Annotated in this window: 21 protein-coding genes; 8 read left to right on the forward strand and 13 right to left on the reverse strand. The window is 45.1% G+C overall.

Translation table 11 applies throughout. The annotated features are described in order from the left end of the window. Nucleotides 1–6: 6 nt before the first annotated feature. The 5 genes from R7O13_RS08460 to R7O13_RS08480 all read right to left on the reverse strand — a co-directional run bounded on the left by R7O13_RS08460 (nucleotide 7) and on the right by R7O13_RS08480 (nucleotide 3,970). Complete coding sequence (locus tag R7O13_RS08460) at nucleotides 7–207, reverse strand: twin-arginine translocation signal domain-containing protein (RefSeq protein WP_005377542.1); 201 nt, start codon at nucleotides 205–207, stop codon at nucleotides 7–9. 73 nt (nucleotides 208–280) lie between these two features. Beyond that, a complete protein-coding gene (locus tag R7O13_RS08465; RefSeq protein ID WP_318303556.1) occupies nucleotides 281–907 on the reverse strand; it encodes a molecular chaperone in 627 nt (208 codons plus the stop codon). Between the two features lie 9 nt (nucleotides 908–916). Beyond that, nucleotides 917–2,578 (reverse strand): 4Fe-4S dicluster domain-containing protein, encoded by a 1,662-nt coding sequence (locus R7O13_RS08470; protein ID WP_213905958.1) that lies wholly within the window; start codon nucleotides 2,576–2,578, stop codon nucleotides 917–919. A gap of 308 nt (nucleotides 2,579–2,886) precedes the next feature. After that, complete coding sequence (locus R7O13_RS08475; protein WP_064368418.1) at nucleotides 2,887–3,516, reverse strand: DUF3306 domain-containing protein; 630 nt, start codon at nucleotides 3,514–3,516, stop codon at nucleotides 2,887–2,889. Then, nucleotides 3,506–3,970 (reverse strand): DUF3305 domain-containing protein, encoded by a 465-nt coding sequence (locus R7O13_RS08480; protein ID WP_005389514.1) that lies wholly within the window; start codon nucleotides 3,968–3,970, stop codon nucleotides 3,506–3,508. The genes R7O13_RS08475 and R7O13_RS08480 overlap by 11 nt, the downstream gene beginning before the upstream one ends. Nucleotides 3,971–4,293: 323 nt before the next feature. Between R7O13_RS08480 and R7O13_RS08485 the strand changes: the two genes are divergently transcribed. Further along, nucleotides 4,294–5,118: a formate dehydrogenase accessory sulfurtransferase FdhD gene (locus R7O13_RS08485; RefSeq protein ID WP_005377552.1), complete on the forward strand. Its 825-nt coding sequence runs from the start codon at nucleotides 4,294–4,296 to the stop codon at nucleotides 5,116–5,118. Nucleotides 5,119–5,358: 240 nt separating this feature from the next. On the opposite strand, the gene R7O13_RS08490 is transcribed toward R7O13_RS08485, so the two are convergent. The 3 genes from R7O13_RS08490 to R7O13_RS08500 form a co-directional block, all read right to left on the reverse strand. Further along, nucleotides 5,359–6,951, reverse strand: a complete 1,593-nt coding sequence (locus R7O13_RS08490) for an ABC-F family ATPase (RefSeq protein WP_025766654.1) — start codon at nucleotides 6,949–6,951, stop codon at nucleotides 5,359–5,361. 216 nt (nucleotides 6,952–7,167) lie between these two features. Next, complete coding sequence (locus R7O13_RS08495) at nucleotides 7,168–9,207, reverse strand: cache domain-containing protein (RefSeq protein WP_318303559.1); 2,040 nt, start codon at nucleotides 9,205–9,207, stop codon at nucleotides 7,168–7,170. Continuing rightward, nucleotides 9,197–10,648: a sigma-54 dependent transcriptional regulator gene (locus R7O13_RS08500; RefSeq protein ID WP_318303560.1), complete on the reverse strand. Its 1,452-nt coding sequence runs from the start codon at nucleotides 10,646–10,648 to the stop codon at nucleotides 9,197–9,199. The genes R7O13_RS08495 and R7O13_RS08500 overlap by 11 nt, the downstream gene beginning before the upstream one ends. 334 nt (nucleotides 10,649–10,982) lie before the next feature. Here R7O13_RS08500 and R7O13_RS08505 point away from each other — a divergent pair, with 334 nt between their 5' ends. The 6 genes from R7O13_RS08505 to R7O13_RS08530 all read left to right on the forward strand — a co-directional run bounded on the left by R7O13_RS08505 (nucleotide 10,983) and on the right by R7O13_RS08530 (nucleotide 15,957). Then, nucleotides 10,983–11,801, forward strand: coding sequence for a substrate-binding domain-containing protein (locus R7O13_RS08505; protein WP_005389522.1), 819 nt, complete (start codon nucleotides 10,983–10,985; stop codon nucleotides 11,799–11,801). Between the two features lie 6 nt (nucleotides 11,802–11,807). After that, the gene (locus tag R7O13_RS08510; RefSeq protein WP_005389524.1) at nucleotides 11,808–12,506 is read left to right on the forward strand and encodes an ABC transporter permease; all 699 of its coding nucleotides are present in this window, start codon (nucleotides 11,808–11,810) and stop codon (nucleotides 12,504–12,506) included. Nucleotides 12,507–12,556: 50 nt separating this feature from the next. After that, nucleotides 12,557–13,276, forward strand: coding sequence for an energy-coupling factor ABC transporter ATP-binding protein (locus R7O13_RS08515; protein ID WP_318303561.1), 720 nt, complete (start codon nucleotides 12,557–12,559; stop codon nucleotides 13,274–13,276). Then, entirely contained in the window at nucleotides 13,254–13,841 is a 588-nt protein-coding gene (gene mobA / locus R7O13_RS08520; RefSeq protein ID WP_025534433.1) for a molybdenum cofactor guanylyltransferase MobA, read from the forward strand. The genes R7O13_RS08515 and mobA overlap by 23 nt, the downstream gene beginning before the upstream one ends. Next, the gene (locus R7O13_RS08525; protein ID WP_318303563.1) at nucleotides 13,838–15,616 is read left to right on the forward strand and encodes a bifunctional molybdopterin-guanine dinucleotide biosynthesis adaptor protein MobB/molybdopterin molybdotransferase MoeA; all 1,779 of its coding nucleotides are present in this window, start codon (nucleotides 13,838–13,840) and stop codon (nucleotides 15,614–15,616) included. The genes mobA and R7O13_RS08525 overlap by 4 nt, the downstream gene beginning before the upstream one ends. Nucleotides 15,617–15,690: 74 nt before the next feature. Then, nucleotides 15,691–15,957 carry a DUF2960 domain-containing protein gene (locus tag R7O13_RS08530; protein ID WP_005377584.1) on the forward strand — a complete coding sequence of 89 codons (267 nt, stop codon included), beginning with the start codon at nucleotides 15,691–15,693 and terminating at the stop codon, nucleotides 15,955–15,957. Between the two features lie 203 nt (nucleotides 15,958–16,160). Here the strand turns inward: R7O13_RS08530 and nagK are convergent, their stop codons facing one another. Continuing rightward, a complete protein-coding gene (nagK, locus tag R7O13_RS08535) occupies nucleotides 16,161–17,069 on the reverse strand; it encodes an N-acetylglucosamine kinase (RefSeq protein WP_005377586.1) in 909 nt (302 codons plus the stop codon). 175 nt (nucleotides 17,070–17,244) lie between these two features. After that, the gene (locus R7O13_RS08540; RefSeq protein ID WP_137281986.1) at nucleotides 17,245–17,994 is read right to left on the reverse strand and encodes a tRNA-uridine aminocarboxypropyltransferase; all 750 of its coding nucleotides are present in this window, start codon (nucleotides 17,992–17,994) and stop codon (nucleotides 17,245–17,247) included. Nucleotides 17,995–18,134: 140 nt separating this feature from the next. Here R7O13_RS08540 and R7O13_RS08545 point away from each other — a divergent pair, with 140 nt between their 5' ends. Continuing rightward, nucleotides 18,135–18,950 carry a sterol desaturase family protein gene (locus tag R7O13_RS08545; RefSeq protein ID WP_225491399.1) on the forward strand — a complete coding sequence of 272 codons (816 nt, stop codon included), beginning with the start codon at nucleotides 18,135–18,137 and terminating at the stop codon, nucleotides 18,948–18,950. A gap of 104 nt (nucleotides 18,951–19,054) precedes the next feature. Here the strand turns inward: R7O13_RS08545 and R7O13_RS08550 are convergent, their stop codons facing one another. From R7O13_RS08550 to R7O13_RS08560, 3 genes are all read right to left on the reverse strand, one after another. Continuing rightward, complete coding sequence (locus R7O13_RS08550; protein ID WP_005389537.1) at nucleotides 19,055–19,273, reverse strand: hypothetical protein; 219 nt, start codon at nucleotides 19,271–19,273, stop codon at nucleotides 19,055–19,057. A 48-nt stretch (nucleotides 19,274–19,321) separates the two neighbouring features. Next, entirely contained in the window at nucleotides 19,322–19,702 is a 381-nt protein-coding gene (locus tag R7O13_RS08555; RefSeq protein WP_318303567.1) for a hypothetical protein, read from the reverse strand. Between the two features lie 211 nt (nucleotides 19,703–19,913). Then, nucleotides 19,914–20,327 carry an NUDIX hydrolase gene (locus tag R7O13_RS08560; RefSeq protein ID WP_318303568.1) on the reverse strand — a complete coding sequence of 138 codons (414 nt, stop codon included), beginning with the start codon at nucleotides 20,325–20,327 and terminating at the stop codon, nucleotides 19,914–19,916. Nucleotides 20,328–20,453: the final 126 nt, after the last annotated feature.

The raw sequence follows: 20,453 nt of genomic DNA on the forward strand, positions 1-20,453 counted from the left end.
TATCTCCTAAAGTGTGTCGTAGTAATCGCGAATGTGTTGAGTTTCACGATACCCTTTCTTCTTCACGTCATTTTCAGAAGGCTCAACCGTTTCTGAAGCAACGGCCACTTTCGTGGTTCCCGCAACAACAGCACCGGCAACGGCAGCGGTTGTGAAGCCTTTTAGGAGATCCCTACGGCTTGTGTTTATTTCTTTATTATCTTTCATCATTGCTTCCTTACCTTACGGTAGATCTTTGGAGACTCATGCCTCTCTATCGATATGACCAAGTACTGCTCGATTACTCGTAATCAGTGACGTTTTTCACATCAATTTTTAATTTGTTCTTACTGCTTTTGGTGTTCACGCTAAAGCGCACTTGCTCTAACGTTAAAAACGCATCGCAAAGCTGTGCAGCTGGCTTGTAGAAGTTCACGCTTTCTGCGCTCTCTAGTTGGCGCGTAAAAGATTGGAACCAAGGGGCGATGTGTTTGTTAAACACCGCTTGTTGAAGTTCTTCCTCTTCACCTGTCAGCATTGCCATCACTTCGCACAGTGCAGAAATATGGTCTTCAGGCTCTTTCACGTTCTCTTCTCGTTCGATGCCTAAAAGATCCAAATCGCGACGAATTTCCGCTAACGGTTTTTCCATCATCGAGCCAGTGCGATGCCAAGATCCGAATGGCACAACTTCACCACGTCCAATGCCAATAAACAGATCTTGATATTCTTCTTCTAACGCTTCTCGCTGCGCTTCGTTCGCGGCTTGTTGCAGTGCGAGCCAAGCTTTTTGCATCGCGCTCTCAGACGGTTCAATTCCTAGCGATTTCAGGAACGCCAGCATTTCATCACTAGGCGCACTACGAAAAAGTGCAGATAGAACGAGATAAATGTCTGTTCTCAGTGTTTGTTCTTGTTGTGTGTCCACTGCGAGCTCCTAGTATTTCAGTTGTTTCATTGGGTCTTCTGCCATCGACTCAAACATGTCGATCACACGGCAGTCTTCACACATCGCGATACGATTGATCGCCGCTTCATCAGAGAAGTGAGAGTGACCGCGTAACTTGTTTTGTAGCATGTCGATCATCGATTGCGGAGCAAAAGGCTTGTGACAACGAATGCACTCGGCTGCCTTTTCTTCATGAATCACAACCGCTTTCTGGCGTTCTTCTTTCACCCAGTTCATACGAGGAGTAAGCGTCAGCACTTTCTCTGGACACGCCTTCTCGCACAGCCCACATTGAATGCAGTCTTGCTCGACGAATTTAAGCGACGGAGATCGACCGTCCGTATGCAATGCACGTGTTGGACACACAGCCACACAGCTCATGCACAACGTACAATCTTTACTTTCACAAGAGACTGTGCCGTAAGGTGCATTCGCTGGCAGCTCAACAATGTTCTCGACTGGAATACGTGATGCGGACAACGCATCCAACGCCGTAAATAGACGCTGACGTTTGTTACCTTGCAAATCACCTAATGCCAAATCAAAAGACTCGGTACAAAGTGTCGGAGCACCTTCACGTAGTGACTCTAGATACAGAATGTCGATGGTTTCTTTGGCGATACCAAGCTGACCGAGCAGCTCTTGAGCAATACCTACTTCGCTATTAAGCACACGAATAATGGTTTGAGGCATAAAACGTGAAGCCGCAAACAGCACCTGAGTAGCACCATTCACAAGCGCGGCGAACCAAGTATCAATACCAACCGAAGGCAGCTCTTCCACCACAATTGGAATCACATTATCTGGCAGTGCTTTCAGTGCCATCACGTTGTAGCTCTCGTGGCGAGAACTACAAATCAATACGATAGGATCTAAACCACCCGCTTGCTCATAGTTAGCTAGCGTACGTTCAATAAACTTTTGCGTATCTTCAGGGTTTGGCAGTGCGTAATGAATCGCTTCTGTCGGACACGCTGTAGCACAAGTACCCACGCCTTGACATAGGTATGGGTTGATCTCGATGCGATGGCCCGTTTTGTCGCTGCCTTCACTCGATAATGCACCTGCCGGACAGGCATCCACACAACGTTCGCAGCCTTTTACGCCACGAGAGCTATGTGCACATAAATCGGTATCTAAACGGAAGAATTTCGGTTTATCGAACGTCCCCATCAAGGTTGGAATTTCTTCCAACGCTTCAGCCAGTTTCGGATAGCCACGACCTACTGGGTAGTAGCCCGGTACTGGGACTTCTTCCGACATGCAGCTGTTAAGGCAAAGATCGAGTACGATATCGAAACAATCGCTATTGGTCGCGACCTTGGCAAGGTTGTTGGTCAAACCATGATTTTCAATCAGAACTTCAAACGTACCTAAGAACCCTGAAACCTGAACCGAATTGGCGTAATAAAGCTCGGGATTTGTGCCCTTTTCGCCATCGGTAGAAAGCAGCGTTAGGCTGTTCATTTGCGACAATTGCGCTGCCGCACTTTCGATGATTGCTGTTGGGCCCACAATCAAAGTATTACCGCCGCTTTCATAGCTTACGGTTGGTGGAATAAGATTGGTCAACTCTACGGTATTTTCGAAAGCGTACAGCCTCGCTTTACCGTTATTGGAAGTTGCTTGTTCTAATAATTGTTTCAGCATTGCTCAATTCCATTTATGAACATGGATAGTCTTTTCCATCTCTTAGTGTAGTTAGCGCCGGAGATTCTGCTGATTAACTTATCAATGAGAATTCTTATTCCGCCGTCTATAGGCGATGAATACTACGCAGTGCGTCCGTACTAACTTCAACCAGATTGGTATTGAGCAACAAATAGCAAGTGTCATGCCAATAAAATATCAACTGAAAATCAATAGGTTATCAATTTTACTGACAAATAGTAGGGATAAAAAAACCGGTTGAGACATTTTGTCTCAGCCGGCTCATTGAGTGTTTAGTCAAAATGTACCTATTCTTTGTGTGGTATATTTTGTCTCACCTCGTTAGGCTGTGATTCTTCAGCAAAAGTATCACTTTCACTAGACACTGTATTTATATACAGCTCACTTTCATCTTGAGTAATTTGGCCACTTTTGTCGGTGTTTGACTCTGCGTCTTCAACTACCTCAGATGCGATATCGTTAGCGTTAAGCTCAGACCCTTGCGCAGTTTCGGCGTCTGGTTCGTCTTCCACTTTGTCTTTAACCCAATCACGCAGCGTCTCAGCGACGTCTTGAGAAAGTGACTTTAAGTTACTGTAATCATCATCGTAATCGTCTAGGCCGTCACGCACGTTAAATTCTTCGGACAAGAACATTTTGCGCAGCGCAGCTTTCTTAACACTTTCTGAAGCTTCAGAAACCAGCAGTTGCGCCACAGACATTTCTTCGGTTTTTTCAGTCTCTACACTCGCGGTAATGTCTGGAGCCTGACTATCCTCATTGACGTTCAAAGCATCTAAGCTTTCGTCAGCGTTTGAAAGCGCTGTGACACTATCTTCGGATTGCTCCGTCTCTGCTATCGGCGTGATCTCTTCAGCATGTTGGGAAGATTCTTCTAGTTTACGTTTCGACCAACGGCTTAAAAAACTAGTTGCCATTTGCTCTGCCTGCTCCTTTGCGTTTCTTGCGTCTTACTTCTAACAACTCACCGTGACGACCAATAAAGGCTTCCATCCAAGCCTGAACGGCTAACGGCATATCGTTAGATAGTACAAGGTTATCACCATCCATATATTGCGCCGCAACAGATTGTGAAGCCGTCAGTAACTGTATCGCTGGTTTTTCACCAGACTCGACGTTATCCATCACTAAAAAGAGTTTAGGTTGCTGAGAGCTTAAGTTAAAGCGGTAGTCTGTACGCTCGTCTTTATGTAATTGCAACAGACAAACATCTGGAGTCTCTTCCGTCGGATTCAGCGCAAATCCTGTCAACTGCCATTGGGTTGTCACCCAAATCCCTGTACTGATCTCATGCTCAACAAGCTCTACGCCGATTGGCCATGTATCCTCAGTCTTTTCGTAATTTTTTTCGAAATCTTTCTTATCCGACATAACTCACCCAGTCTTTCTATTTTTGGTCTGAAAACACACAGGACATTTTGCCCCCGTTTTAGACCATTTTTATTGTCTTCGAAGCAATAAACGCGCCAAGCTGATATAACTTAGTCTATATACTCCCTCAGGCTATAAGTACCAAACTAGACGAAACTCAAATGTATTGATGTGTCATTACTGCGAACTCGCAGTTTTAATGCATTGTTGACATAAAACCTCGCAATTTCTGTGGGAACCGCTATTTTGGAATGAGATTTGCTAGCCACTTAAAAAGCTAAAATGCGTAGCAACCTAACGCTCTTAATCACTAGGACACGACTGTGCTGAAACCAAACATTATTAAAACCAGTGAAAATCCCCTGCAAACCATTGAAGTCGATGTGTACGACGAGTACGGCGAAAAACTGACAAAGCAAATCGCGTGCGAGCGTCCTCTTACGGTCATGCTGAACTGGAAAGAAGTGGTCACGCTCATGACGCTAGGTTCGCGTCCAGAAGCACTAGTACTGGGTTATTTAAAAAACCAAAGCTTCCTGTCCGATCCAGCCGCGATTGAATCCGTTATTATTGACTGGGAAACGCATTCCGCAGCGGTGATTACTAAAGAAAACACTGAGCACTTAGAAGGCGCCCTGAAAAAGAAAACCGTCACCTCAGGTTGTGGCCAAGGCACTATGTATGGCAACGTGATGAAGCAGCTTGAAAATTATCAAGTGCCTCAAGTTTCTCTTAAGCAGTCAGAAATTTATTCTGCGCTGGAAGCGTTAACCCATTACAACGACACCTACAAAAAAGCGGGCGCAGTACACGGCTGTGCGGTTTGCAAAGGGAATGAGGTGTTGTCATTTGTGGAAGATGTCGGCCGTCACAACGCAGTGGATACACTTGCAGGTGAGATGTGGCTCAAAGAAGAAACAGGTGAAGATAAAATTTTCTACACAACTGGTCGCCTTACATCAGAGATGGTGATTAAAGTGGCTCAAATGGGCATTCCTGTTCTGCTTTCTCGCTCTGGCGTTACTCAAATGGGGTTAGATCTAGCGAAGCAATTTGGTATTACGACCATTGCGCGTGCGAAAGGTTTGCGCTTCCAAGTGTTTACAGGAGCCGACAAGGTTGAATTTGATGTAAAAGGCAACCAATAACACCTTTTCAGTGTAAACTAAAACCAATAATGCGGATTCACAGAGGATGTGGACTATGAATAATGACCAATTGTGGAATTTTCTGCTTACGCCCAGCGGTATCATGCTTTCTATGATTATTACCTTTGGCGTGGTCGGGCTCTATGCGTATATAACCGGTCAGTTTAAGGATTAAGGCCAAATATCAAAAAAGCCTCGCTAAATAGCGAGGCTTTTGCTTTTTAAACGCTTTGCGAGTAATTACGCGTCAACACCACGAGATTTTAGGAACTCAGAGTAAGTGCCTTTAAAGTCTGTGATTTTACCATCGCGGATTTCGATAATACGCGTTGCTAGTGAGTCTACGAATACACGGTCGTGAGAGACGAAGAACAACGTGCCTTTGTATTGCTCAAGCGCCGTGTTCAAAGATTCAATTGATTCCATGTCCATGTGGTTGGTTGGTTCGTCCATTAGCAGCATGTTTGGCTTGTGCATCATTAGCTTACCAAGCAGCATACGACCTTGCTCACCACCAGACAGTACTTTTACTGACTTCTTAATGTCATCTTGACCAAACAGCATACGACCAAGGAAACCACGAACGACTTGCTCGTCATCACCTTCTTGACGCCATTGACCCATCCAATCCGTTAGATTCATATCTTCTGCAAAGTCATGCGCGTGGTCTTGCGCGTAGTAACCGATGTTTGCATTTTCAGACCATTTGAACTCACCAGCACGCGGTTCAAGTACACCAGCAAGCGTGTTTAGAAGTGTTGTTTTACCCACACCATTTTCACCGATGATCGCAACGCGCTCTCCCACTTCAAAAATTGCATTGAAGTCTGAGAACAAGTCCTCTTCAAAACCTTGGCTCAGGTTTTCTACAATCAGAGCGTTACGGAACAGCTCTTTAGACTGTTCAAAACGAATGAATGGGTTTTGACGGCTAGACGCTTTCACTTCGTCCAGTTTGATCTTGTCGATTTGCTTCGCACGAGATGTCGCTTGTTTTGCTTTCGATGCGTTTGCAGAGAAACGTGCAACGAACGTTTGTAGCTCAGCGATTTGTGCTTTCTTCTTCGCGTTGTCGTTTAGTAGACGTTCGCGAGCTTGAGAAGCCGCCGTCATGTACTCGTCGTAGTTACCAGGGTAAACGCGTAGCTCACCGTAGTCCAAGTCAGCCATGTGTGTACATACTGAGTTTAGGAAGTGACGGTCGTGCGAAATGATGATCATTGTGCAGTTACGCGCGTTTAGCGTATCTTCCAACCAACGGATTGTGTCCATGTCCAAGTTGTTGGTAGGTTCGTCAAGAAGCATCACATCTGGGTCTGCGAATAGAACCTGCGCTAGAAGCACACGAAGTTTCCAACCTGGTGCTACTTCACTCATTAGACCGAAGTGTTGCTCCATTGGGATACCTACAGCAAGAAGAAGCTCGCCCGCTTTGGCTTCTGCCATGTAGCCGTCCATTTCAGCAAACTGAACTTCTAAGTCAGCCACTTTCATGCCGTCTTCTTCGCTCATTTCAGCAAGTGAGTAGATGCGGTCACGCTCTTTCTTCACTTCCCATAGCTCTTTATGACCCATGATAACGGTATCGATTACCGTAAATTCTTCGTAAGCGAACTGGTCCTGGTTCAGTTTTGCAACGCGCTCGTTTGGATCGTAGCTTACGTTACCACTGGTTTGCTCAAGCTCGCCGCTGAGGATCTTCATAAAGGTTGATTTACCACAACCGTTAGCTCCAATTAAGCCATAGCGATTGCCTTCGCCGAACTTAACTGAAATGTTTTCGAATAGCGGCTTAGCGCCGAATTGTTGAGTAATATTCGCTGTGGAGATCAAAACCTTTACCTTAGCAATTGGGGTGTATTTAGAAAAACCGGGCAACGGTACTTGTTCATGCTACATACTGCAAGTGTTGTTTTTATTAATTCACTCCAAGTGAAATCATTGTAAGGTTTCTAAGAAGCAAAAGCGTAAACATAAATGCGTCATTAAATACAAAAAAGAGCCACTATCGTCAGTGGCTCTTTTTCCATTAATGCTTCAAAAAAGTGACTAAGCGATGTTCGTCACCTCTAGGATCAGTTCGGCTTTTTTAGGTAAATAAATACTGAATTTACTGCCTGTTCCCCATTCAGACTCTGCTTTTAACTCACCACCCGTTTGGCTGAGAATACTTTGGGAGACCGATAGCCCTAACCCTGTGCCTTCTCGTTTCGTTGTGTAAAATGGCGAGAAGATTCGACTCAAGTTTTCTGGTTTAATACCGCAGCCCTCATCGATAACATGAATCGCAGCTCCTTTCACTTCACCCTCTTCAATCCAGTCTTCACTGACTACTGTTAAAGTTCCTTTGCCGCTCATTGCGTGAATGGCGTTCATTTGCAAATTAACTAAGATTTGTAGCAAGTGGTGACGGTTTATCTCAACGGACGTATGCGCTTGTAGGTCAGTCACAAACTCAACGTCGCGTTTCTTGGTGCCAGTTTTAACCAAGGTGATGCTTTCATCAATAATAGGATTGACATGTTGCCAAGTGATTTCATCTTGAACACCGCCTTGGCGACTGTATTGCAATAAACTGCGTGTGATATTGCGGATACGATCAATTTGCGCGTGAATCGCATCAATTTCTTCTTGTACTCGACTTGCATCGTCACCCAATTCAAAATGGATCAATTCTACGTTGCCAAGAATCACGGCGGTTGGGTTATTAATTTCGTGAGCAATCCCCGCGGTGAGTTCTCCCAGCGCTGCCAGTTTTTCATGAACAACGAGTTTGTCGCGGGTTTGGTTGAGCAATTGAATATGCAGTTCAAGATCTTGGGTTTTTTCTCTCAGGCTTGCCGTACGCTCTTGAACTTTGCATTCAAGTTGAGCTGCGGAGTTTTTCAGTTCAATTTTGCGCTCTTCTAGCGCGTCTAACATATCATCAAACTGTCTGGCTAACTGCGCAAGTTCATGATCGGCATCTAATCCTAACGGGCCAATCCGTTTTTCTTTACCTTGTTGGACCTGCTTCACCACTTTGTGAATGCGTTCGATCGGTCGAAACAGATCATAAGAACCGCGATATACCATCACGCCAGAAACCAGCAATAACATAACCGTAATCAAGCTGATTTCGGCAATGTTGGTCATGTAGGCTTTAACGAATGGCCACATGAGGTAACCGGTATAAAGCATACCAATAACATTGTCGTATTGGTCTTTGATTGGTTGATACGCCGTAATATACCAAGCGTCATACACATAAGCGCGATCAACCCACTGTTCACCCTTAGAAAGTACTTGGTTATACACTTCGGCGCTCACGCGAGTGCCTATAGCGCGCCCTAGTCTATGATCGCTGTCTAAAGGAACGTTGGTGCTCACACGCAAATCACCGAGAAATACCGTCAACGTACCCACAGGGCGAAGGCGGTCATTATCACTTAAGTAAATGAGATCGCGGATTTGATCCACCAGCACTGTGCTGTTGTTAAGGAGCAAACCACCATCAAGAAAGCCGATCAAATCGTTCGCTTGGCTGTATACCGGAATCACGGTTCGACTGACTAACCCACGCGCCTCCCTGTCACCATCAGCAAGAATAGGCACTTCTGCTCGTTTGGCGAGTTCAGGATCGAGGCGTTCGAGTTCTTCTTTATTGAGTACATCAAAAAACGATTCGCGCTTGGTGAGATCCATAAAGCGGAATTTGTTTTCCATGGAATTAACGCGTTGGAAAGAGAGAAAATCTAAAGCATATCTTTTCTTCTGCTCTGTGACCCACTTTTGCAGGTCACCTTGTGGCGTTCCTTTATTAATGCGAATACGGAAATCGTACGAATCGGCAAACGCCCGCACGTAATTGGCTTGCTTTTGCTGTAACAACGTTACACTGTTATTTGCAACACCAAGACGTTCCGAGACATCAAGCAGCGCATTTTGCCACGTGTAATGAATAGACCAATAAATGGTAATGCCGATCAGAGCTAACAATGTGAGGAAAATCGGCGCAGAGGTTAAGAATAACAAGCGATAACGCACCATGGTTTTAAAACGGTGCGTCCATTTTGACAATCCTTTGTGCTGTGGGCCGTTAGTCGGCATATTCCTCACCCTCAGAATCCCATTCTTTGTACTTACGTTCTAAGGTCTTGCGAGCTACGCCCAAGTCACGAGCAGCAGCAGACTTATTGCCTTCATGCAAGTTAACGACTTGTTTAATATGTGCTTTCTCGACTTCTTTTAACGTCCAGCTGTTTGGATAGCCTTCGCCAGTAAATTCTTTGCCTTCTCTAAAGGTTGGTAACTCAGCAGAGTGAGAAACAGTAATCGATACATTAGGCAGTGAATGCCCGCCATTCAGCTCTCGCCAATAGTGTGCAGGTGGTTTGCCAAGCAAGATACAACGCTCAATCAAGTTTTTGAGCTCACGAATGTTTCCCGGCCAATCGTACTCACTCATGGCTTCCATATCCTCGTGAGCCCATTTGGGCGCAGGCATACCGAGCTCGCACGTCAGCATGTTGCTGAAAAATGGCACCAACTCAAATAAGTCGGTTTTGCGCTCTCGCAGCGGACACACTTCAATTTTCAGAACGTTTAAACGGTAATAGAGGTCACTGCGGAAATTACCTTGATTGACCTCTTCTTGCAGATTACGGTTGGTGGCGGCAACAATACGGACATCAATACTGATCTCTCTTTCTGAACCGACAGGGCGAATCGTACGCTGCTCTAACACACGCAATAATGATGCCTGCATTGCAAGTGGCATCTCCCCGATTTCGTCAAGAAATAAGGTGCCACCGTTCGCAACACGGAACAAACCTTCACGCGATTTTTTTGCACCGGTAAACGCGCCCGTTGTATGACCAAACAACTCACTTTCTAAAAGCTCTGGTGCAATCGCGCCGCAGTTGATTGGCACAAACGGGCCCGTTCGCCCACTCGCCTGGTGGATACCTCGTGCAACTAGTTCTTTACCCGTACCCGACTCACCTTCCACCAAAACAGAAGCGCGTGATGGTGCAAATTGGTTAATAAGTTGCTTAAGCAGACGCGTTTTTTCTGAGCCGCCGATGATCTCTGAGGTATTGTGACGTTGGTAATCGCGTGTCATGGCGTACTGCATGCGTTCGTTCAAACGGCGATCCATACAGCGACTGACCGCTTTTAACATCTGCTCAAGGTTGAATGGTTTGAGGATAAAGTCGGAAGCACCGAGCTGTAGCGCTCGAATGGCAATTTCTAAATCCGCATAACCCGTCATAAAAATCACATCGGCACGTTTGTCATCATCTTCAAACGCTTCTTCCCACTCAATTCCAGAACGCCCTGGCAGATTAATATCCAGTAAGATCAGATCATAATGTCGAGAATTACGCAGTTGTTCTGCTTCTTCGATGCTACCAGCTGTATCGACATGTGAAAAAAGCTTACCCAATGCCTTTTTCAAGATGGCTTGCATGCCTAATTCATCATCGACGACCAGTACGGAAAAGGCGCTATATTGTTGGTTTGTACTAAGATGGGATTGAGTAGACATATTTACCCCAGATGGATTTCGATGGGACAGAGTGTACCAAGTTTAAACAGAGATACCCTACAAAAAGTGCGACATTTTGTACCAACGCAAACTTTTATGCAAATAACCCCATGATTTAGCGCATAAACCAAGCACTTTAAGCTTGTAAAAGGTTGGCATCTTGTTTGCTATAAGGTGGATACGGAGCGCATTTAAGTGATCTCAGGATGTTGATGTTTGCTTATTCCAACACCCTAAGACAACTTGCGTATTACGCTAATCGCTCTCGTCCAAAAAGGCTTCTCCCTAAAACCTGGAGAGATTCCAAAGAATCATTGGAAAGGAACACATAAAAATGAAAAAAATTGCGCTAACTCTGGCTGCAACGTCTATCACGCTTGTAAGTTACTCTGCGTTTTCTGCTCAAGACGGAGAACATGTTCGCCTTGCAACCACAACCAGTACTTACCATTCAGGTTTACTTGATTACCTGCTTCCACAATTTGAAAAAGACACGGGCTACAAAGTCGATGTTATTGCTGCAGGTACGGGTAAAGCCTTAAAAATGGGCGAAAACGGTGACGTAGATTTGGTGATGACACATGCACCAAAAGCTGAAGGCGCATTTGTTGAGAAAGGCTACGGCGTTTTACCTCGCAAGCTAATGTACAACGACTTTGTGATTGTAGGCCCGAAAGCTGACCCAGCAACAATCAAAAATGACGAAGGCGTGTTAGATGTATTCAAAGAGATCGCAAACAAAAACGCAACGTTCATCTCTCGCGGCGATGATTCTGGTACGCACAAAAAAGAAATGGGCTTCTGGGCTCAAACTAAAATCGAACCGAACTTTGGTGGCTACCGTAGCGTAGGTCAAGGTATGGGCCCAACTCTAAACATGGCGTCTGAAATGCAAGGCTACACCATGACGGACCGCGGCACATGGCTGGCTTACCAAAACAAATTGGATCTAGAAATTCTGTTCCAAGGCGATGAAAAACTGTTTAACCCGTACCAAGTTATTCTTGTTAACCCTGAGCGTTACCCAACGATCAACTACCAAGGTGCGAAGGCATTCAGTGATTGGTTGGTAAACCCTCGCGGACAGGAACTTATCAATGGTTTCCGCCTAAACGGTAAACAACTGTTTGTTGCGAATGCTGAGAGCAAATAACGCAATATGAATCTTGCTGATACAACACTGGAAGCGCTTCGCTTACTGGTGAATTTTGATGCAGACCTATGGGAGATCGTTGCGGTCTCCTTTAGTGTTTCTATTACGGCAATATCCCTAGTGGTATTGCCGGCTATTTTGATGTCCTTTGTACTGGCGTATACCGACTTTCGCGGTAAATGGTTTTTGTTGTCGATCGTAAATACGCTGCAAGCGGTCCCTACGGTGGTGATTGGCCTGTTGCTGTACATGTTGCTGTCGCGCGCTGGCCCTTGGGGAGACTGGCAAATGCTGTTCACTCAGAAGGCAATGATCTTCGGCCAAATGGTGATCTGCTTCCCTGTTTTGGTATCGATGATGCATGGTGCATTACAATCTAGCGACCGTCGTGCAGTGGAAACTGCCATCACGCTGGGCGTCTCCATTCCGCGCTTGGCAGCAACGATGATTTGGGAAACCCGCTTTCCTCTACTTGCGGCTATCATTGCAGGATTTTCACGTATCGTGACCGAGGTGGGCTGCTCAATGATGGTTGGTGGGAACATTATGGGCGTGACGCGAAATATTCCCACGGCTATCGCAATGGAAAGCAGTAAAGGTGCTTTTGCGCAAGGAGTTGCATTAGGAATTGTATTACTATCTTTAGCGTTGGCTCTAAACTTCTTCTTATCAAGTATGAGAGGCAAAGGCTACCTCAGAACATAGAACATGAAGCAAACAAACGACTCACCATTAACCCCATGTCGAGGCGAATTATGACTATAAAAATCACCGCCGAACAGTTATCCATGCGCTTTAAAGAGCGTGTGCTTTTCCACATCCCTGAGTTAGCCATCGGCCCAAATGATGCCATTTATCTCAAGGGTGACAATGGTGTGGGCAAAACTACCCTACTCAAAATCCTTGCTGGCTTGCTCAAATCCTCTACTGGCGATGTTGTTGCGCCAAAAGATACGTGGCTGAAAAGACTGACGCGTCGCAATGGTCGTGTCGATGTGATTTATCTCCATCAATCCCCTTACCTTTTTGACGGCACTGTATATGAAAACGTAGTCTATGGAGTGAAATATCAACAAGACACGCAAAAAGATAAGCGAGCTCAAGTTATTCACGCGCTGCGCATGGTAGGTTTAGAAACCTTAGCGGACGAACATATTTCCGTGTTGTCCGGCGGTGAAAAACAGCGCGTTGCCATGGCAAGGGCTTGGATCTTAAAACCGTCGATTTTATTGATGGATGAGCCAAGTGCGTCTTTAGACCAAGAATCCATTGAACGATTGGTGGTGATGGCGAAAGATCTTTTGGATCGCGGTTCCAGTATCGTGGTGACAAGCCATCAGGCAAACGCACTGACCGACTTATGTAAAAAACAGTGGTGGATTAAAGACAAGACTTTGATAGAGTCTCCTCTGTTGTATGTCATACCAAAAGAAACATCCCAAGAGAATGCATATGCTTCAACCAACACAAACTAGTTGGGTCATTTTGGCTGGTGGCCAAGCCAGCCGTATGGGTGGAAAAGATAAAGGTCTGATTGAGTTAAATCAGAAGCCACTCATCGAACACGTTATTGAACGTTTATCTCCACAAACTCCACGCATTTTAATTAATGCCAACCGAAACCAAGATGCGTACAGCAAATTTGGTTTCGTATTTAGTGATCAATTCAAAGATTTCCCTGGGCCTATGGGCGGTATTCACGCGGGTTTGATGCATGCTGAAACTGACTGGGTCGGATTTGTACCTTGCGATAGTCCACAAATTAACACCGACCTTGTCGAGCGTTTCTGCCAAGCCGCCAAAGAAGACAGTGATATTTTGGTCGCGCATGATGGTGACCATCAGCAACCTGTTTTTACGCTCTACCACAAGCGCGTACTGCCAAAACTCACCGCGTTTTTAGAACGTGGCGACCGAAAAATCATTCTGCTCTACAAAGAGTGCAATACCAGTTACGTTGACTTTAGCGACTCACCAAACTGTTTCGTCAACTTGAACACTCCGGAAGAACTGGCGCAATTTGGACAATTAGAATCATGAAACACACGCTAAACATTCCTATTCTTGGTTTTGCGGCTTATTCAGGCACAGGCAAAACCACACTACTTGAAGCTCTATTGCCAAAGCTAACTGAAGCGGGCCTGCGCATTGGCATGCTAAAACATGCTCATCACAACTTCGATGTCGATAAGCCGGGTAAAGACAGCTACCGTTTACGCAAAGCTGGCGCATCTCAAATGCTGATTGCTTCTCGCAACCGTTTTGCGTTAATGACAGAAACGCCAGAAGCCGAAGCGGAGTTTGAATACCTATTAACACGTTTTGATGAAGACATGCTTGATGTGGTTTTGGTCGAAGGCTGCAAAAACATCGCGTTTCCTAAAATCGAATTGCACCGTGAAGAAGTCGGCAAGCCTTGGCTTTATCCAAACGATGAAAACATCATCGCTATCGCTTCAGACACTGCGGGGTTAGATTCTGAGCTCCCTCAAATGAACATCAATGATTTGGATGCCATCGCTCAATTTGTTCTTCAATACGTTCAAGATGCAAAAGCACCAAAATCTAAAGAGAAAGACGCCGCATGTTGCGACACTCTTTCTCCTGCTTTCCTTTCTGTGGTTCAAGGCCAAGAGAAAATCCTTTCTTTGGTGAACACGGTTTCGGAAATAGAAGCATGCAAGATTGAAAACGCCTATGGCCGCGTTCTTGCGGAACATATCGTTTCACCAGTAAATGTGCCGCAATACACCAACTCCGCGATGGACGGTTATGCCATCCGCAGTGATGATGTTGACCGTGATAGCTACCAAGTGGTTGCTGAAGTGATGGCGGGCCATGCTTACGATCAACCTCTGGACGTTGGTCAAGCGGTGAAGATCATGACTGGCGCACCAACACCACGTAACGGCGACACAGTGGTCATGCGTGAGCAAGCCTCTCAAGAAGGTGACAAGGTCACCTTTAACGGTGCGAATATCAAAGCAGGCCAAAACGTTCGTCAAGCAGGTGAAGATCTCGCTATCGGCAGTGACGTCTTTACCGCAGGCACTCGCCTAGCCTCTCCAGAAATGGGCATGATCGCTTCGCTTGGTTTTGGTGAAGCGAATGTGTTCCGCAAAGTGAAAGTTGCCGTGTTCTCCACCGGTGACGAAGTACAAGCGCCGGGAACAGAGCAAAAAGCGAATTCTATCTACGACTCCAATCGTTTTACCATCATGGGCATGCTTGAAAAGCTCGGCTGCGAGATCTTGGACTTCGGTATTCTGGAAGACAACGAACAGTTAATGATTGAAGCGTTGGAAAACGCATCGGCGCAAGCGGACGTGGTTATGACTTCTGGTGGCGTATCTGTTGGTGATGCGGATTACATCAAACTTGCCTTGGATAAACTTGGTCAAATCGATTTTTGGCGAATCAACATGCGTCCGGGACGTCCACTCGCGTTTGGTCAAATCAACAACAAGCCGTTCTTTGGTCTGCCGGGCAACCCTGTTGCCGTGATGGTCTCTTTCATTAACTTTGTCGAGCCTGCACTGCGTAAGATGCAAGGCGAACAAGGCTGGAAGCCTCTGAAGGTGAATGCCATCGCGACTGAAAACCTTCGCTCTCGACAAGGTCGTACCGAGTTTAGCCGTGGCGTCTATGAACTGGATGCAACTGGCCGTTTAACCGTTCGTACAACAGGCAAGCAAGGCTCTGGTATTTTGCGCTCAATGAGTGAGGCAAACTGTTTGATCGAAATCTCCCCAGCTATTGATACAGTAAAAGCGGGAGAAAGCGTGACAATTATCCCACTTCAAGGCAGAATCTAGCTCAAACTAGAAATTCAAAGGTCAGCGAGTCTGGCCTTTTTGTTTAATACAGAAACCTTTTCAGAGAGACAGCTATGGCTCGCACCATTCTTTACACTTACAAAGACCAAGACAAAGAACTGACATTCTCATACCAGCAACACCGCAACATTCAAGAAGCAGTTGCCGAGGCAGAAGGTATCGATATCACTGAGTTCCTAAAGATGGAGCAACAAATCGAAGCAGTGTCTGACACTAAAGCAGTGCGCAACTACCGCGACAACTACTTCAGAAAATTAGGCTTTAGTAAAATCACCCTAGCTCAAAAAGAAAACCTAGGCGTAGGCAAAAAGAACAAATAAGCTTAGCTGTAAACAGAAAACTCGCGATTCGTCGCGAGTTTTTTATGCATGCTATTTTTTGTTCGTGCTCTATACCCAAGCATATAGAAGTTACTTGGGTATATAAGTTACTTCGATATACAAGTAAAAGCCCCGTTTTACCTTGATGGTCTAAACGGGGCTTTAAATTTCTTCTTACTTTGTATCGAGTAAGGTTTCAGTCACTACTTGATGTTTAAGAACGCAGCGCCGCGTACACCACCTGAATCACCGTGTTTTGCTTTGATGATCTTAGGACACTTAGCTACAGACAATAAGTGTTTAGGGATGCGTTTTGGCATCTCTTCGTAAATCAATTCGAAGTTAGATAAGCCTCCACCAAGTACAACGGTGTGTGGGTCTGTTGCAGTAAACAGGTTTGCAAAGCAGATTGCTAGCAGCTCCATAAAGCGCTCGACGTGCTCTACTGCTTTCTCTTCACCCTCTGCGTGCGCTTTAATAATGTCGATCGCTTTCTTCTCTTCGCCGTAGTAATGCGCGTAAAGAAGCTCGAAACCACGACCAGATAGGTAACTATCTAAACAGCCTTTGTTGCCACAGCCACAGCCAAGTAATGGTGCGTTTTCGCCCAGGTGAAACCATGCGTCGATAGGAAGACGTGTGTGACCCACCTCACCCGCTACGTGGTTGCGGCCAGAGAATACTTTACCTTCGTAGATAAAGCCACCGCCAAAACCAGTACCAAGGATCAAACCTAGTACAGATGGTTCATCTTGAAGATCTTCGTCCCACGCTTCAGAAAGCGCGAAACAGTTTGCATCGTTTTCAATTTTTACGCTGCGACCGATTTTAGCTTCCAGATCAGCACGAAGTGGTTTGCCTTTTGCCGCAGGAACGTTAACTGTTAGTACCGTTGCATCATCGGCGTCTTCCATACCTGGCAAGCCAAGACCAATCGTACCTTCGCAGCCAAACTCTGTATCGTATTTATTCACCAATTCCGCAATGGTATCAACCAGCAGCTCGTAGTTGTCTGTTGGTGTAGGTACACGTTCCGTCGCTACACGCTCAAGCTTCTCGTTAAATGCACCAAATTCAATTTTAGTGCCACCGACATCAAAGCCGTAATACATGTATTTCTCTCCTAAAAAAAGCTTCAAACGACTCTCAAAAATGGCTAGAGTCAAAAGTATAAACTGATGGCATTATCCATATCTGTACGCCTGCAAACCGTGACCGAATGCAGATTTATCCCCTCACCGAAGCCAGTTGAACAACATACCATCAACAAAAGCTCATTCCTTAGAGTCAGCTCTCGGTTTTCATCCACTCTTTGAAACGTTTCAAGTGTGGCTGGTTAGGGTCGTTTTTGACTCGAGTCTTGCTCAGCATGTAAGTTTCTCTGAAGGCTTCAAACCACAATTGAAGGCATTCCGCAGCTTTAGGCTCACCAGCTTGTTTTAAAACTAATGTCGCGACTTCGGCGGTTGAAAGATGCTGCTCATTCTCGGAGCGGCGCATGATGTATTCAGACAGAGATTCCGGCTCAATGGAAAGCACAGGCAAAGATTTAAGAAAATCAGAACGACGGAATATCTTTCGTGCCTCACGCCAGCTACCATCAATAAAGATCAGCAACCATTTTTTGTTCTCGACATCTTCTTTTACTAATCGCGCTGGCTCTAGATCTTCAATTAAACGAGAGGGATCATCCACATAGTCTGCAGGAAATACAATCACCGGTTGGTAACTGTCATCCTGTAGTAGCGCGAGCATCTCTTCAGACGGTTCTGTTCGGTTCCATTGATACACGTAAGTCTCTTGAATCGTATCAGCGATTAGACGACCGGTATTACTTGGCTTAAATACTTCGTTTTCAGAAACAATCAACATACATGCAATATTAGCCTTAATGTTTGGCTGAAGGTCGCACAAACAGTGTTGCTCAGAAACCTGGCAATATTGGCAACGAACCACTTTACATCCACGCGCGTTGAAAGGCTTGGTTGAGATAGATTGTCGGTACTGATATAAACGGTGGAAAGCGTGAATTCTCATGGTAAGTAATGCCAAGTAAAAAGTAGAGCGCGATTCTACTGATATTATGGTTTCGCCTCAAGATAAGCCCATCAGCAGTGTGTTGAAATAATTTCACTCTTATCTCGGTCATAGATAAAGAAATAAATAAGGGAATGACAGTGACAGAAACGACATTTCAAGAACCCTCATGGCTCAGATTAGGCTTTTTCCTTGGCGTATTATTGCTTTGTGCCATTTGGGAAAACAAATTTCCTAGAAAAACACTGACCGCTTCGCGCAGGTTTCGCTGGGTCAATAACTTGTCATTGGTCGCTTTTAACAGCCTAGTTATTGCTTTAATCATGCCTATCGCTGCCTTTCAAGCTGCGGTCATAGCTCAGGAACAACAATGGGGGCTGCTCAATATTCTGTCCCTCCCCGCTTGGTTAAATATTTTTCTAACCGTCATTTTGCTTGATTTCGTCATTTACGCTCAGCATGTTGTCTTTCATCATGTAAAGCCGCTGTGGAAGATTCACCGAATGCATCACGCCGATCTCGACATAGACGTCACTACAGGCGCACGCTTTCATCCCTTCGAAATAATCATTTCAATGGGAGTAAAAATTGCAGCCGTGTTTATCTTAGGTGTTTCACCTATCGGAATTGTGGTATTTGAAATTGTGCTTAATGCGAGCGCGATGTTTAATCACAGTAATGCAAAACTGGCTTTATCCATAGACCAAAAACTGCGAAACGTCATCGTTACACCAGACATGCATCGCGTACACCATTCAGTGATAGTAAAAGAGACCCACTCAAACTTTGGTTTTTTCCTTTCAGTTTGGGACCGCTTTTTTGGGACATACCGAGCTCAGCCTAAGTTGGGTCATGATGATGTTGTTATTGGTGTGCCAGAAATTAGAGACGAAGAAGAGCAAAGATTAGATAAGCTTTTAACGCAGCCCTTTCGCTACAATAAAGAGAAGAAGTAATGGTTGAAAAAAATATTGTTGGATGAAGTATGTCAACAAAACGAATAGACCAAGCCTAAACCCCTGTTAAACACTACTTCATCCTCATGATGTGTAAGAACAGATTAGTTTTCTGCTAGCTGACGCTTTTTGTTTAGCTGAGTAATACCAACAAATAAACCAACAACACCAAGCACTGCACATGCCAAAGCATTAGTGTTCATTACTTGCTGTGCTTCTATTGAGCTGTATAGAAAAGCAAGGCTGAAGAAAGTGGTGGCAAAGCTCAAACCTGTCAGTACGCTGAAACCAGCAAAACTGGCCAAGTCTTTAAAATCGTTCATAACGAGTCCCTGTTTACAATCCTTAATCGAGTGTTGTGAAAATAATAATTAACGAAATATTTGGCGCGATTGACTATGTTTTCGCGCATTCCATAACCAGATAGATACCCCAAATGAGAACCCTAAAAACAGTGTCTTCATTTGTAGGGCGACGTTGTTATCTAATATTTCTAATGTATAGTGAGCGTGCGAACTAAAGATAACATTGGTTATAAGAATCAATAATATAACGACTAGGCCAGAGCGGCGATGCTTGACCAATAGATACGCTGCTAATAAGTCCAATAGTCCCAAAGCGCTCCAATACATATTCAACCAGCGTGGCGCAAAATCGTAAGGTAAAAAGCCACCAACAATGTTGTCATAAAGATGAACCACTCCGCCAACTGTCATAAAAAGGCATAAGAGAAACACGACGAATTTATCCATTACCGTTTCCTTATCTGAATGAATGAGCAAAGCATATAGAAGTCACTTAAACATTTGTAATCTCATCGCCATTTTTGAGATCGACAGTGCCATTATCAACACGATGAGAACAGTAACGTCTGCTCTACCTTCCTTATTTGCTTCTAGTAGAAGCATAGTGTTTGCTGTGGCGTTTCGCCCAAATCCGCCAATGCAATGACAGAATCCTCCTTTAAATCACGCCTTGGTTTATCAACTCTCGTACCTTTTCCAGCCCGCGCTGAAACGCAGTATGTGCATTCGCGGGAAGGCCGCTCTCGACATCGTGCCAGAAGAACGCAAAATCATGTCCGCCATCGTCTTGCGTATGAAACAGCCATGAATTAGCGAGGCCAGCACACTCACACAAAACAAAATGCCATACTTGATTTTGAAAGCCACTGTCCCATGAGCATAAATATCGTGCGGAACGAACATGTGTGATACCAGACTCCTCAGCGAGCTCCCGCTTGGCTGCTATGATGTAACTTTCATCAAACACTTCAACAGTGCCCTTGACGAGCTGAACACCCGCCAACGGATGTTTAAAAAGTAGGATCTCTTGATTTTGATTACGTAGAACAACGGGGCAAACTTTATCGATCACAAAACCACTCCTTATGCTTCAAGCAAAAGGCTTTAGCTTTCTCTGGATATAAAGAAATCGAGTGAAGTTGCATGATTCATTCCTTTGAATTCTGACGACATTCTAGTCAACGAGTCCCTCGAACAA

The sequence above is a fragment of the Vibrio sp. Y176 genome, from assembly GCF_033438945.1.

Coding starts and splice junctions, on each gene's coding strand:
- R7O13_RS08530 (WP_005377584.1), top strand. CDS start 15,691: ATGGCTCGCACCATTCTTTACACTTACAAAGACCAAGACAAAGAACTG.
- R7O13_RS08525 (WP_318303563.1), top strand. CDS start 13,838: ATGAAACACACGCTAAACATTCCTATTCTTGGTTTTGCGGCTTATTCA.
- R7O13_RS08475 (WP_064368418.1), bottom strand. CDS start 3,516: ATGGCAACTAGTTTTTTAAGCCGTTGGTCGAAACGTAAACTAGAAGAA.
- R7O13_RS08510 (WP_005389524.1), top strand. CDS start 11,808: ATGAATCTTGCTGATACAACACTGGAAGCGCTTCGCTTACTGGTGAAT.
- R7O13_RS08470 (WP_213905958.1), bottom strand. CDS start 2,578: ATGCTGAAACAATTATTAGAACAAGCAACTTCCAATAACGGTAAAGCG.
- R7O13_RS08550 (WP_005389537.1), bottom strand. CDS start 19,273: ATGAACGATTTTAAAGACTTGGCCAGTTTTGCTGGTTTCAGCGTACTG.
- mobA (WP_025534433.1), top strand. CDS start 13,254: ATGCTTCAACCAACACAAACTAGTTGGGTCATTTTGGCTGGTGGCCAA.
- R7O13_RS08495 (WP_318303559.1), bottom strand. CDS start 9,207: ATGCCGACTAACGGCCCACAGCACAAAGGATTGTCAAAATGGACGCAC.
- R7O13_RS08515 (WP_318303561.1), top strand. CDS start 12,557: ATGACTATAAAAATCACCGCCGAACAGTTATCCATGCGCTTTAAAGAG.
- R7O13_RS08540 (WP_137281986.1), bottom strand. CDS start 17,994: ATGAGAATTCACGCTTTCCACCGTTTATATCAGTACCGACAATCTATC.
- R7O13_RS08500 (WP_318303560.1), bottom strand. CDS start 10,648: ATGTCTACTCAATCCCATCTTAGTACAAACCAACAATATAGCGCCTTT.
- R7O13_RS08480 (WP_005389514.1), bottom strand. CDS start 3,970: ATGTCGGATAAGAAAGATTTCGAAAAAAATTACGAAAAGACTGAGGAT.
- R7O13_RS08505 (WP_005389522.1), top strand. CDS start 10,983: ATGAAAAAAATTGCGCTAACTCTGGCTGCAACGTCTATCACGCTTGTA.
- nagK (WP_005377586.1), bottom strand. CDS start 17,069: ATGTATTACGGCTTTGATGTCGGTGGCACTAAAATTGAATTTGGTGCA.
- R7O13_RS08460 (WP_005377542.1), bottom strand. CDS start 207: ATGAAAGATAATAAAGAAATAAACACAAGCCGTAGGGATCTCCTAAAA.
- R7O13_RS08555 (WP_318303567.1), bottom strand. CDS start 19,702: ATGGATAAATTCGTCGTGTTTCTCTTATGCCTTTTTATGACAGTTGGC.